General features: G+C 36.5%; 17 protein-coding genes. All 17 read right to left on the reverse strand.

Going from position 1 to position 13938, the window contains the following annotated elements:
- Nucleotides 1–20: 20 nt before the first annotated feature.
- The 17 genes from HMPREF9333_RS06840 to mscL all read right to left on the reverse strand — a co-directional run bounded on the left by HMPREF9333_RS06840 (nucleotide 21) and on the right by mscL (nucleotide 13764).
- Complete coding sequence (locus HMPREF9333_RS06840; protein WP_207635716.1) at nucleotides 21–959, reverse strand: type II secretion system F family protein; 939 nt, start codon at nucleotides 957–959, stop codon at nucleotides 21–23.
- 135 nt (nucleotides 960–1094) lie between these two features.
- A complete protein-coding gene (locus HMPREF9333_RS06845) occupies nucleotides 1095–2330 on the reverse strand; it encodes a CpaF family protein (RefSeq protein WP_005540893.1) in 1236 nt (411 codons plus the stop codon).
- Between the two features lie 3 nt (nucleotides 2331–2333).
- A complete protein-coding gene (locus HMPREF9333_RS06850; protein ID WP_156797298.1) occupies nucleotides 2334–3512 on the reverse strand; it encodes an AAA family ATPase in 1179 nt (392 codons plus the stop codon).
- A gap of 56 nt (nucleotides 3513–3568) precedes the next feature.
- Entirely contained in the window at nucleotides 3569–4423 is an 855-nt protein-coding gene (gene cpaB, locus HMPREF9333_RS06855) for a Flp pilus assembly protein CpaB (RefSeq protein WP_005540896.1), read from the reverse strand.
- Nucleotides 4424–4745: 322 nt separating this feature from the next.
- Nucleotides 4746–4910, reverse strand: coding sequence for a Flp family type IVb pilin (locus tag HMPREF9333_RS06860; protein WP_005540897.1), 165 nt, complete (start codon nucleotides 4908–4910; stop codon nucleotides 4746–4748).
- A gap of 129 nt (nucleotides 4911–5039) precedes the next feature.
- Nucleotides 5040–5204, reverse strand: a complete 165-nt coding sequence (locus tag HMPREF9333_RS06865) for a Flp family type IVb pilin (RefSeq protein ID WP_005540898.1) — start codon at nucleotides 5202–5204, stop codon at nucleotides 5040–5042.
- A 129-nt stretch (nucleotides 5205–5333) separates the two neighbouring features.
- Entirely contained in the window at nucleotides 5334–5498 is a 165-nt protein-coding gene (locus tag HMPREF9333_RS06870) for a Flp family type IVb pilin (RefSeq protein ID WP_005540898.1), read from the reverse strand.
- Nucleotides 5499–5623: 125 nt separating this feature from the next.
- Complete coding sequence (locus HMPREF9333_RS06875) at nucleotides 5624–5788, reverse strand: Flp family type IVb pilin (protein ID WP_005540898.1); 165 nt, start codon at nucleotides 5786–5788, stop codon at nucleotides 5624–5626.
- A 127-nt stretch (nucleotides 5789–5915) separates the two neighbouring features.
- Nucleotides 5916–6080 (reverse strand): Flp family type IVb pilin, encoded by a 165-nt coding sequence (locus tag HMPREF9333_RS06880; RefSeq protein WP_005540899.1) that lies wholly within the window; start codon nucleotides 6078–6080, stop codon nucleotides 5916–5918.
- 138 nt (nucleotides 6081–6218) lie between these two features.
- On the reverse strand, nucleotides 6219–6383 hold the full coding sequence (locus HMPREF9333_RS06885) for a Flp family type IVb pilin (RefSeq protein WP_005540900.1): 165 nt from the start codon (nucleotides 6381–6383) through the stop codon (nucleotides 6219–6221).
- A 107-nt stretch (nucleotides 6384–6490) separates the two neighbouring features.
- The gene (locus tag HMPREF9333_RS06890; RefSeq protein ID WP_005540901.1) at nucleotides 6491–6661 is read right to left on the reverse strand and encodes a Flp family type IVb pilin; all 171 of its coding nucleotides are present in this window, start codon (nucleotides 6659–6661) and stop codon (nucleotides 6491–6493) included.
- Nucleotides 6662–6712: 51 nt separating this feature from the next.
- A complete protein-coding gene (locus HMPREF9333_RS12260) occupies nucleotides 6713–7408 on the reverse strand; it encodes a prepilin peptidase (protein WP_005540902.1) in 696 nt (231 codons plus the stop codon).
- 145 nt (nucleotides 7409–7553) lie between these two features.
- Nucleotides 7554–9041 (reverse strand): hypothetical protein, encoded by a 1488-nt coding sequence (locus HMPREF9333_RS06900; protein ID WP_005540903.1) that lies wholly within the window; start codon nucleotides 9039–9041, stop codon nucleotides 7554–7556.
- A gap of 348 nt (nucleotides 9042–9389) precedes the next feature.
- Nucleotides 9390–10670 (reverse strand): nickel-dependent lactate racemase, encoded by a 1281-nt coding sequence (larA, locus tag HMPREF9333_RS06905; protein WP_005540904.1) that lies wholly within the window; start codon nucleotides 10668–10670, stop codon nucleotides 9390–9392.
- An 86-nt stretch (nucleotides 10671–10756) separates the two neighbouring features.
- Nucleotides 10757–12193, reverse strand: coding sequence for a nickel pincer cofactor biosynthesis protein LarC (gene larC / locus HMPREF9333_RS06910; RefSeq protein WP_005540905.1), 1437 nt, complete (start codon nucleotides 12191–12193; stop codon nucleotides 10757–10759).
- 329 nt (nucleotides 12194–12522) lie between these two features.
- Entirely contained in the window at nucleotides 12523–13272 is a 750-nt protein-coding gene (gene larB, locus HMPREF9333_RS06915) for a nickel pincer cofactor biosynthesis protein LarB (RefSeq protein WP_005540906.1), read from the reverse strand.
- 96 nt (nucleotides 13273–13368) lie between these two features.
- Entirely contained in the window at nucleotides 13369–13764 is a 396-nt protein-coding gene (mscL, locus tag HMPREF9333_RS06920; RefSeq protein WP_005540907.1) for a large-conductance mechanosensitive channel protein MscL, read from the reverse strand.
- Between the last annotated feature and the right edge of the window lie 174 nt (nucleotides 13765–13938).

Genomic DNA, 13938 nt, shown 5'->3' on the forward strand with positions numbered 1-13938 from the left:
TCCGCTCTCCTATCCAGCTGTTACAATTTTACATCAACTATTTTCATTATAATTAAAAAGCCCGATATCTCCATAACAGCACAAATTACAAGTATTATTCTGCCAAGATCCGTTTTAAAAAGCGGGTTCATGTATGCGGCATTAAGCATTGTAATAGCAATTAAAAGAAATATAGGAAGTGCACCTACTACTATACCTGATATTCTTCCCTGTGCGGTAATAGTTTTTACCATTCTTGCAACAGCCTGCCTATCTCGTACTGTCTGTGCAATAGTATCCATAATTTCAGACAGATTACCACCGACTTTCTGCTGTACCACAACAGCTGTAGTAAGCAGTTTCAAATCCATGCTTTTCATTTTATCAGCTATACTCATAAGCGTAGTTTCAAGATCTGCACCAAGCTGCTGTTCCCTAACTGCAACGGCAAACTCACCCCCGATAGGGTCAGGTAAGTTCCTTGAAACGCTTCCAAGTGCCTGCTGAAAAGAAAAACCAGCCTTCAAAGCATTTGAAAGTATCATAAGTGCATCCCCAAGCTGGGCTTCAAAGATTGCCCTTCTTCTTGAAATACTGAACATAAGATATATAGGAGGAGCAGCAATACCAATTAATACAAGTACAGAACTCCTTACCACATCCTCTGTAAAAGTATACAACAACAAAGCCGGAATAAATGATGCAAAGAACCATAAAACTATAAATTCTTCAGGTTTAGCCTTTATTCCAGACAGAGCTACGTTATTTGCGAAATTTTCAGAAATTTTTATAAAGCTTAAATCTGCAGTTTTTATCCCCTTCTTTTTCTTTTTAACAAGTCTTGAAGGTGAAGTACCGACAGCCTCTATCTCATCAAGAGATTTTTCTATCCTCATCCTGTTCCTGGAAAGTACGGATATAAAATTAAGTGAAACTAAATATCCTATAACTGCCAGAGATATTGCCATTAGCCAAATCATTTACTACCGTCCTTTCTGATAAAACCATTCATCTTTTATCATTCCGCCATTATCCTTTATTTTATCACTTACCTTAGGATGTATGCCGGTAGTAACAAATTGCCCTGAGATACGCCCAAGACCATCAACACCTTCCTACTTAAATACAAAAAGATCCTGTATTGTAACAGTATCGCCTTCCATTCCGAGTACCTCGGATATATTTACAACCTTTCTGCTTCCGTCCCTAAACCTGCTCTGATGAACAATGATATCAATAGCAGAGGAAATCTGCTCTCTTATAGCCTTTGCCGGGAGTTCCATACCTGCCATCATTACCATGGTTTCAAGACGTGATATAACATCTCGTGGTGTATTGGCATGGACTGTTGTAAGCGATCCGTCATGACCTGTATTCATCGCCTGAAGCATGTCAAGTGTTTCACCTGAACGCACCTCTCCTACAATAACCCTGTCAGGACGCATACGCAGGGCATTTTTAACCAAATCTCTTATGGCAATCTGTCCTTTGCCTTCTATATTTGCCGGACGTGCCTCAAGTGTAACTACATGGTTCTGCTCAAGCCTAAGCTCTGCCGCATCCTCTATTGTTACAATTCTTTCTCCTTCAGGAATATATGATGACAAAACATTCAAAAGCGTAGTTTTACCGGAACCTGTACCACCTGATACTATAACATTGCATCGTCCTCTAACTGCACCTTCAAGGAAACTTGCCATCTGAGAAGACATAGAACCGTAACCGATCAAATCGCTTACTTTAAGCGGCTTTGACGAAAACTTTCTTATGGTTATAGACGGACCCTTAAGTGCAACCGGAGGAATTATGGCATTCACACGAGAACCGTCAGGAAGTCTGGCATCAACCATAGGTGTTGATTCATCGCATCTTCTTCCGATAGGTGATACAATCCTGTTTATTACCTGTAATACATGTGCATCATCTCTAAACATTACATTGGTAAGCTCCAGCTTACCAAAACGCTCTATATAAACCTGCTTAGCATGATTTACCATAACCTCGGATATAGATTTATCTCTTAACAATGGCTCAATAGGTCCAAGCCCTATAACATCATCAAGAATCTCCTGTGCAAGTCTGCTTTCCTCAAGCCTTGTAAGGTGCTGTTCCTGATTTGCAAGAGACTGGTGTATAAGTTCCATAACATCACTTGCAGCATCATTTGTAGTGCTTCCGCTTGCAAATTTATTATTATACTCCGTTATAATCTCTTTATGTACATTTTCACGAATTGCCTCGTACTTTTTATCAAGACGAACTACACCTGCATTTTTATAAGATTCATCACTTGCAGCAGGTGTATCTGCCATCATTCCTTTAGTTCTTTCTATCCTAGATACCCAACTCATTTATTAATTCCCTTTCCTTCCCCATGAAAACTTCCTTTGAGGTCCGTTTTCTATGGTTGTTCCTCTGCCATCTATACCGTCCGCCATTATTGAGATAGCCCTGCAGATTTTACTTCTGGGATATTCAAGCATTAGAGGACTTCCTAAATTTGCTGCTGAACATGCCGATCTGTCATCACACGGAATCCTGTTCCATATAGGCATACCCATAACTCTGGAAATTTCAGCATCCTTTAACTGTCCTGTATGATCCTTACCCACTACTAATTTGATTTTTTCTTCATCTGTAAGAGCCTTTAATATTGACAGACTCTTCTTTGTATCCATCAGTGAAGGTACATCGGTTCCAGTTACAAGCAATATCTGAGAAGCTACATCTATACAGCTTACATTAATATCATCAAATCCGGCTGCAGCATCTATAATTATATAGTCATAATAGACTCTAAGCGTGGCAATTATCCTTTCAATCTGCACTGTTGAAATTGTTTTCGCATCTTCAGGATTGTTAGGGGCAGGCAGGCAATATATACCGCTTGTATGCAGAGACAAAAACTGCCTTATAGCATCAAGTGTCGGATTAGACTGCTCCTGCAACAACTCAACAATAGTTTCCTTTGTCTTTATACCAAGAAAGGCGGCAACATTTCCAAACTGCAGATTATAATCCAGTATACATACTTTATTTTTCTTCTGTATAAGCTTTACTGCAAGATTAACCGCAATTGTAGTCTTTCCCACTCCGTCTTTAGGTCCAAACACCATAAGAACCCTTGATTTACTTGAGGCACTTACCGAGTTCTCAAGTGTCATAATCCTGTTTATCTCATTGCCATATATACTCTTAAGTTCAGTAATCAGCTCAAATGAGTCTATATCGGTAGAGAGTATGTAATGTACTCCCGACTGCACTATTCTTTGAATATTTTCAGGATCCTCTGTATTTGTAATTACTACCGGAACGGATCTCGGACGCAAAAGATAAATCTGGTGGCATGATCTAAGTGCCATAGGTGTAGTGTCTGTAACTAATATCAGATCAGGTGCCTGCCTGTTGATCTCATCAAGAACTTCGTTTTCATTGCTGACTACACCTGTAATACCAATCTCATCATCTCTTAAATGCATCTGTAACTGGGCACACCTCTCCTGAGTACCCAATAGCATAACTTTGACTTTCAATTTCTATCATCCCCCTGGTATATAATTTATTGAATATATTTATATCTGTAAAAATATTATGGAGTTACAGGAACAAGTTCATTAGCTCCGGTTTCCTCGTAAATCTGTATAACACTTCTTCTGGGTTCATTTATAATCTCATGATCATCGAGACTTCTTAATGCAAGCTTAGCAGAAGCTCCTCCCATAGTAAGGAAAGTAATATCCAGTGCCTGCTGCGGAGTTACCTCAAGTGTTACAGTCCCATATCCGGCTGTCACCATATCAGGCAAATACCTTAAAGAAGGACCTACCGCAAGCACCTTTATATCCTGCAGGGGCATCATAGTATAGTCATCGCCTATAGTTTCAGAAAAAACTACGGAATTAGCCGGTCCGTTTGCACCGAAATTCTGGCTGAAAGTGGTTCCTGCAAGTGCTTTGGCATCTCTGTCCATTGTTTCGCCAAATCTTACAATATTACCGCTGGTCAGAATATCTACATAGTCTCCGGGTTTTATATGGAAGCCCACACCATTTGAAGCATCGGTGGTAATTGCTATCGCCCTTTTACCCTTTGTTATCTTGGGAGCAAGTTCTATATAAGGACTGTCAGGAGACAACGCTCTTTTGTGTGTCAAGGGTTCTCCTGCATATATCTCTGACACTGATATTCTGTTGGCAGCCTCGACTATATTGTTAAAATAGTTCTCCTTTAAAGAATCATCAACCAGCACCCTTTTAACTTCAAGCATATCCTCCGTTATAAGCACATAAGCACCTATATCAACCTTTGCAACTACTACTTCCATTTCAGCCCCTAGCCTTGTTCTCTCAGTTTTTTCCTGCTTGTTGTTTGAATTAAACATAATGTACGAAAGCATAAAAACAACCGCTGCTACTACTATTGCTATAATTTGGATTCTTTTCACCTTAAAATTCTCCCCTATCAACGTTTTTAATTAGATTGTAACCCATTTATCCTTTCTTGTCTATATATATTTTTAAATATATATAATAAACTATTTTTTGTTATATATTCAACATTATTATACAAAAATACAGGCAGATACCTCTAAGTGTTATAACCACTCACAAGGGATCTACCTGTATTTATGGGATTTGATGTTTAATTAAAAATTATAACCACCTTATCTTCACCCTTATCATGCTTCTTTCTTTATCATACAGCCGCAGCTCTTTGTAAAAGCGTATGCAACTGTACAGTAAGATACAAGCACTCGTAAAGCCAATTTACGGAAGCGCACTCTGAATGCTGTTGAATGTGCTGTTAAGCTTGTTTCCAACGATTCTAAGTAAAGCTATAACTACTAATGCGATAAGTGCAAGGATAAGACCATACTCTACAAGTCCCTGTCCACTTTCCTCATTAAGGAATGCATTTACTAAGTTCTTCATCCTGTTTTTCTCCTTAATTATAATTTCATCTACTTCATTAATCTTTATTTACAAACCTCTTTCTTCGCACAGCCGCAACTCCTGTAAAGGCATATGCAACTGTATGAAGATATAAAGCCCGCAAACAATTTACGGAAGTGCGCTCTGAATGCTGTTGAATGTGCTGTTAAGCTTGTTTCCAACGATTCTAAGTATAGCTATAACTACGATTGCGATAAGCGCAAGGATAAGACCATACTCTACAAGTCCCTGTCCACTTTCCTCATTGAGGAATGCATTTACTAAGTTCTTCATCCTGTTTTTCTCCTTAATTATTATTTTATCTACTTTTTTAATTTTTGTTTATAAATTTCATTCTTCGCACAGCTGCAACTTCTGTAAAGGTATATGCAACCGTATGAAGATATAAAACCCGTAAAGAATTTACGGAAGTGCACTCTGAATGCTGTTGAATGTGCTGTTAAGCTTATTTCCAACGATTCTAAGTATAGCTATAACTACGATTGCGATAAGCGCAAGGATAAGACCATACTCTACAAGTCCCTGTCCACTTTCCTCATTGAGGAATGCATTTACTAAGTTCTTCATCCTGTTTTTCTCCTTATAATTATATTATATATTTAAATTTTTGTTTTTAAATCCCATTCTCCATACAGCTGCAAGTGCTATTAAGGCACATGCAGCTGTATGAAGATATAAAACCCGCAAACAGTTTACGGAAGTGCACTCTGAATGCTGTTGAATGTGCTGTTAAGCTTGTTTCCAACGATTCTAAGTATAGCTATAACTACGATTGCGATGAGCGCAAGTATAAGACCATACTCTACAAGTCCCTGTCCACTTTCCTCATTGAGGAATGCATTTACTAAATTCTTCATCTTGTTTTTCTCCTTAAATTATAATTTTATTTGCTTTTAATTTTCGTATATATATCTTCCCTCATACAGCTGCACCCCCTGTAATAGGCAAGTGCAGCTGTATGAGCATATAGACTCCGCAAAGAGCTTACGGAAGTGCACTCTGAATGCTGTTGAATGTGTTGTTAAGTTTATTTCCAACAATCCTAAGTATAGCTATAACTACTATTGAAATAAGTGCGAGTATAAGACCATACTCTACAAGTCCCTGTCCACTTTCCTCATTGAGGAATGCATTTACTAAATTTTTCATTTTGTTTTTCTCCTTTATCATTATCACATTTATTTATCTTGTTTTTTAACTTTTACTTAAATCATTTGTAATCCTTCACACCCGCTTCTCCTTAAAGATGGATAAAACCGTATGAAGATATACAGTCCCGTAAGTAATTTACGGAAGTGCGCTCTGAATACTGTTGAATGTGCTGTTAAGTTTATTTCCAACAATCCTAAGTATAGCTATAACTACTATTGAAATAAGTGCAAGTATAAGACCATACTCTACAAGTCCCTGTCCGCTTTCCTCATTAAGGAATGCATTCATTAATTTTTTCATCTCTTCTATATCTCCTTTACTTTATTTTTTGTTTTTTATTATATACATCTACTCTAAAGAAGAACTTTACAGCAAATGTATCAACAACCATTTTTATTTAACTAAAACTACGGAAACAATCGGTTTGCTGCATTTCCATAATATGCCGCTGCCACTTTGTTACCTATCTGGGTTACAATGACTACAGAGACAATCGAAACGAACACCAGCAATAGCCCATATTCCGTAAGACCTTGTCCGCTTTCTTCTTTGCAGAACTCAAACAAATATTTTTTCAAAATTCCCTCCATCTTGCGGTACTTTAGCTAACCGAATTAAGTACTTAACACCTAAAATCCCGTCATAAAACTGTACATAAATACCGGATAAATCATACCCGTAATAAATCCTGCCATTATAACTCCACACATAGGGAAAGTATTGCTGACATGAAAAATAGAATGAATATAAGCTGGAGTGGTTGCTATCTTAATTAGAACATAAGCCAACATCGCAGCAGCCATACCGAACATAAAATATAATGTGCCCGGAAAACCAACTGTTATAGCCGCAACTATACACAGCTTTATATCTCCCATGCCTACACCTCTTACTCCTACAAAGAAATATGTGGCGACAGCAGAAATAATCAAAATAAAAATCACAATTCCCAATCCTAAAGCGGAACCGATATATGACTTTACTCCGCCGTCAACTCCCCTGTAAATCATCCCCACTACCAGCATTAAAAGCAACATCTCATTCCCTATAATTCTGATAAGTGAATCGACTACAATACCGAAGACACCGAAAAGCACGAAAGCTAAAATAAAAATTGCTTTCCACCTTGGAAAGTTTTCGAAAGACATATACCCCATTGCCAGAATAACAATAGGAAATGCAATCCTCCAGCCTTTCCACATCTCTGTGCTCACTTGTTCCTTGCCGCGTTTCTTATTCTTCCAACACGCATATTTGTATGCATATCCGGGGATAAATGCCCCTGCCGCAGCACACATTAAAACAATTAAAACATTTATAATCATATGCGTGTACCTTTCTTTGTTTCACTCTTTATGTCATTTATTATACATATATTCTTCTTCATGTCAATACCTTTTTTAGATTTTTTTTTGTTTTTTTAGGTTTTTTTTTGTTTTGCTATTTTTTTTACTAATCTTATTAAAAAACCTACTCCTGATCCTCAACCGATATTATGGTATAGTCCTCGTTTTCAAATAAAGTTTTATATCCTCTCAGCTTAAGAGAATATGCAAGCTCACGGTCAAGCCAAATTCCTTTATAAAACAACCCGTATTTAAAACCGTACTTTTCCTTAAGTTCGTCCCAAAGTACGGCTACCGGTTTATTCTCCTTATTTGTGCCCGTTGTAATATCAAAAAAATCTGCCAATGATGTGGAACCTGAAAACTCTTTGATAAAAGGATCGCATCTTGTATCAACATACGTCTTTACATCAAGTAGAATAAGATTTGCACCTATATTATAGTGATTATACAGATGATCATTGATATTATTTTCCTTTATAAAATTGGCAGCCTCGTTCAAATTGCTTTCTTCATCCTTAACATAATCAACATACCCCAAGACAGGTTTCTTGATCTGCATTGATGTAAGTATCGCTACAGCAACAACTGCACATGCTGTTAAGATTATTTTATAATGTCTTTGAAGTATTGTATGATCCTTATCAAGTATTTTCAGACTGATAAGATACTCCTGAAAATACTGAAAACCAAAAATTGCTAAAAGGCAATACGCCGGATAGATCATTCTTCTAACTGCTATACCGCCCGAAAGGAACGCAAGCATAACAGCATATTTCCGTATATCCTCTTTTTTTAATTCTCTGAACTTTTTACTTGCTCCAAAACAAAGCATTATTCCTAAAATTGCAACTGCAGCGGCAAGATTTAAGTTTAAAGGCTTATATTCCAAAATATTATCTTTAATATACGAATTAAAAAATACATTTGTTGTATATTTATATATAAATATACCCTGGGGATTTATTAAGCTTCCCAAAAATGCTATAAGAAGTATCTTCAGATTTGCTTTGACATCCATCTTTTCTTTTGTTGCTAAAAAAATCACCAGATCAGCAAACATACACAGAACAGGAATTATAAGCATGGAAGCTATCGCTCCTCCATGTATATTGACAAACAGCACCGTCAATATAAAATATATAATATTCCTGTGTTTTTTTTCATCTATAATAAGCACAGTAGCCATTACCAGAATCAAAGTACTGACCTCTGACGGTCTTACACAGAATGAACTTGCCTCAATTAATTTAAGTACTGCTATATATATTAAGAAGCCGTATATATCTATTATATTTTCCTTATTATAATTGTATGCAATAAATATTGGTGCGGCAATTGAAGCTACCAGCAATATCCTTGCTGCCCATATCCCGAAAGTGGAATAAAACAGATATAAATAAACATCATGCAGCCATTCATGAGGCATCCATGTAAGATTCGGCTGCCAGCTGAAAATATCGTGCTTAGGTACTGACAAATGTGATAATATATACCCGCCGGTCTTATAATGCCACATTATATCTCCGTCAAGATAAAACGCCTTACTCATCTGATAGACGGCATATGCCAATATTATGCCTACAATAACCATTCTCCCCTTTTTATCCAATTTATATATCCTCCTTAAAATATTTTCTTAATTTCTATTGCTGCAAAGCAAAATTAATCATTAATTTTAGACCTTCTTGTATTTACACTATAAATACCGATAATAAAAATCGTCATTTTTTACTGAATCAAAATAAAAAACCATAAAAATATACGTTATGATCATAAAGTACATTTTATGGTTTATATTATCGACAAATATAAATGTTAAATATATTATGATACAAGTGTCAAAAGTATAAAATTCGATGCAAGCCTGCTTGCAAGAGAATTTACTATCTTTTGATATCTACATCATAATATTATTAACAATCCAATTCCCGTATATTTTATATCACAACTTGTTACATTATTTATTTGATTTAGGTGTTACTATGACGGAAATACCTTCCGGTATTACTGCAATCTTTGCATCCTTTCCCTTGATTTCAATAGCTTTTTTTAATGCTTCTTCAATCGTGGGGACATACGTCATATGCATGTCTTCAAGTATATCCTTGGCAGATTTATCAGCAACATAGAGCACCTGATGCCTTACAAGAATCCTTGCAAGAATCTGGCTTTCCCACTGATCTGCAATTGTATCTTCCATTTTTACCTTGAGAATCATATCCTCAACCTCTTTAGGATTTTTTGCATTTTTAAATGTCTGATAAAATGATTCTCCTCCATGACCGTCATTACATTTTGAAGCCTCTATTATAATACCGTCAGGTTTTGCACAGGCTTCAGCGGCAGTCATACTTTTAACCGACTGATATATGTTCTGATCAAGCGGATATCCTCCATTTGTTGTAATTACAATATCGGCATCCGTACCTTCAACCTTTGAAAGATTTTTTACGAATTCACACCCTTTCTCATGTGCCTCAAACGCATCACCTGCAAATGCGGCAATTACCTTTTTGTCCGCATCTATCGCAACATTAAGTATAAAAGCCAGCTTCGCCTCTTTTGCCGCAAATTCCATATCTTTATGTATGGGATTACCATCAAGATTACCTGTCCTTGACTTGTCCGAGGCTATAAATTTTGAGCAGTGATTGCCAAATACAGTTTTCTGAGAAGCTATACCGGGCAATACAGATTTTCTGCCGCCTGAAAAGCCTGCGAAGAAATGCGGTTCAATAAAGCCCTCCGATACCAGAAGATCCGCTTCTACTGCAAGTTTATTTATAAGAAGCTCTCCGCCTGACGGCAATACACCAAGATATGCCATATCTTCATCATTTTGAGACATATGTATAACAAACTTCTCGTTTTTTACAAGTTCCTCACCGAACTTATCAAGCATCTCCTCTTTAGTTGTCGGTCTATGAAAACCGGTAGCAATCAGAATCGTAATTTCACAGTCAGGATTATTTTTTCTGATTTCCTTGAGGTATAACGGTAATGTAATCTTACTTGGAACCGGTCTTGTATGGTCAGAAGTTATTATAACAATCTTTTTTTTACCCTTTGCCAGTTCTGAAACCCTCTTTGAGCCTATCGGGTGCTCAAGTGCAGCCTGCACCAGTTCTTCCTGAGACTTTGACGGTACATACTCCGCCGCTTTTGATTCAAGAACCTGTGTAGAATCAGGCAATTCCACCTCTATCTTCTCTCTTCCAAATGGAAATTTTACTTTCATTAAAAAATACACCTCCTTTTTAAGTGATGATACCATGTAAATTATATTTTATCAATATTTTTTTATAATATATATATATTATATTCCTATTTTACTGCGCTGCCAAACTTATCTTCATACTCATTTATAACTATCCTGTAAGCTTCCTTTACCGGAATACCATTATTTAGAGTTATCTCCTTTATACTGTCATACTCCGGATAAATATATTCTCTTTCATTATGCACTGCAAGCTTTATATTTACGTCTCCCAAACTGCTTCTAAACTTTACCTGCTTTCTGGGAAGAACTATCCTGTCCGCCTCATAAAGCCTTATACCTATACTTGTTGTATGCCTGAAAATTATATCCGATACTTTTTTTTCATTTTCCTGTTTACATATAACTGAAAGCATATATGCAGGACGATTTTTCTTCATATACACAGGTACATAAAACACATCAAGGCTGCACTTTAAAAGTTCTTCCATAACAAATCCCAATACCTCGCCCGAGGTATCATCAATATTTGTTTCCATAACAATTACGTCAGAGTCTTTTATACCATATACTGCATCATTTTCTTTTGTGATATTATAAAAACCGGACTGAGTTTTATTAATTTTTCTATCAGCTGCACTTATCTTCATTACCCTGAGTATATTGGTTGTGTTTTTAAACTCCCTGCTGCCCGCCCCGATACCTATACTATCTATTATAAAATTACCGCCGGAAAACCTCTCCCCGAACGCAGCCGCTATTGCAGCCCCTGTCGGTGTTACATGCTCTCCCTCATCATCAATTATATTTAATACAATAGAATGAGCTTTTACAATATTTAAAACCGCAGGTACCGGTACAGGCATATTGCCGTGAGCACATCTTACAAACCCCCTGCCTTCATATAAATCCGATATGTATATATGCTCAGGTGCAAGATCTTCAAGCAGTACACATGTTCCGACTATATCAATTATTGCATCAACTGCACCAACCTCATGAAAATGTACTTCCTGCCTGTCCACACCATGTGCCTGTGCTTCAGCATCCGCCAATATATTAAACACCCTTTTAGCATCATTTTTAACTTTATCAGAAAAGCTTCCGCTATCTATTATTTTTTCAATCTCAGCAAGATGTCTGTGCTCATGATTATGTTCATGACTGTGTTCATGTTCATGATTATGCACTTTCATGTCATGTTCATGACTGTGTTCATGTTCGTAATTATGCTCCTGTATGTCATGTTCATGACCATGTATATGACTATGAGCATGGTTATGTCCCTGCATGCCATGCTCATGCACAGCATCGCTATACTTAGGACTATGTGTAGGTAAATGCTGACCGTCTTCTGTATGAACTTCAAAAAATCCCGCATCTATACCATTTACCTTTTTCCTTGTAAATTCAAGCGTATACTTTCCAAAATTCATCGACTGCAGTGCCTGTTCAAATTTTTTACGATCAGCACCCAGGTCAAGCAGTGCCGCTATAGTCATATTACCTGATATGCCGGAATACATTTCAAAATATAAATCCATTTTCTCTCCTCAAAGAAATATTGTTATAATTTATGTATCAATTATAACAATATTTCTTTTTGTTTATATTTAAGATAACCATCTCTAAGAATACAATAATTAAAGCATTATTTTCGTAAAAGCCGTACACAGATTTGCTGAAAATCCCATAGAAACAGCACAAATCTCTTAGGCTTTTTGTATAAGGCTGTAAAAACCTCTAAATCTAAACAGTTCTTATCCCGAAAATCGCCGGTTTAGGAGTTGTTTTGTATTGAAGAAAAAGAAGTTTTTCACAGTCTTAAAAGCAATACTTTATATTTTAAATGTTACATGCACAAGCACTATATTTATAAATCTTTTTCTATAAGTCTGTTTATCTGTGCAGCCTGATATGCCGCACCGAAACCGTTATCTATATTTACTACACTGATGCCTTCCGCACATGAATTCACCATAGTTAAAAGTGCCGATATCCCTCCAAGCCCGGCACCGTAACCAACCGAAGTCGGTACTGCAATTACAGGCTTATCAACCTGCCCCGCTATAACGGTAGGCAAAGCACCCTCCATGCCTGCAATAACTATAATAACATTCGAGCTGTTTATCTCGTCTATCTTTGAAACCAGCCTATGCAGACCTGATACGCCTATGTCATAAAAGGTATTAACATATGCACCAAAAAATTCCGCCGTATCCTTTGCTTCCTCAGCAATTTTTAAATCTGCCGTTCCGCCGGTACATACAGCTATATTACCCAAAAGAGCTTTTTGTTTCCGCTTTACAGTGATCGTTCCTGATATTTCATTAAACTTTGCCTCTTTTATTATATCTTTTACAATATTAAACTGATGCCTGTCAGCTCTTGTTCCTAAAATATTTTCACCACGATCATAAAAAGCCCTGAATATTTCTGCGAGTGCAAAGTCCTCTTTACCCTGGCAGAATATAACCTCTCCGAAATGTCTCCTTTTTTTTCTGTGAAAATCAAGTTTGGCAAACCCAAGCTCCTTATAACCGTAATCTTTTAAATAACCGACTCCATCATCTAAAGACATGCTTCCGTTTTTTATTTTCTCAAGAAACTCTCTATCTTCCATACCTTTACCTCTTTTTACACTTAGACGCAGCTGTATTTACTATAATTTATAGTAAATACGGCAACAAAGTATTGTAAAACTTATGCTTCAACGGAGCTATTTTTTCTCCTTTAAAAGATCTCTAATTTCAGTAAGCAGAACTATATTTTCCTCGGGTTGTTTTTCTTGTGCCTCTTTTTCTTCTTTCTTTTTAAATGAATTTAAAAGCTTTATAAACATAAATATTGAAAAAGCTATAATAACAAAATCAAATATTGACTGTATAAAGGCACCATACCTCAGTGCCGCCTCAGCCGTATCCCCACTTGCAGGGGTTATAACTATCTTAAGATCCGAAAAGTTCACTCCTCCTATAAGTATTCCAAGTATAGGCATGAGTATATCTTCAACAAGAGATGTAACTATTTTCCCAAAAGCGGCACCTATAATTACACCGACTGCCAGATCGACCACATTACCCTTTAAGGCAAATTCTTTAAATTCTTTTAACATAAGTTTCCCTTCTTCCTTTTTGAGATATATTATACAGGAATTAAGTTAAAAGTAAATAAAATGTTACTATTAGCTATTGCTTATTTTAGGAATTTAATTTTACAAATAACTTCTGTATAACTCTTTATATTTTTTTAAAAATACCTCTTGCATTTTCTTTATTCTTATGCTATT

This window comes from Johnsonella ignava ATCC 51276 (assembly GCF_000235445.1).
In the GTDB taxonomy this organism is placed as follows: Bacteria; Bacillota; Clostridia; order Lachnospirales; family Lachnospiraceae; genus Johnsonella; species Johnsonella ignava.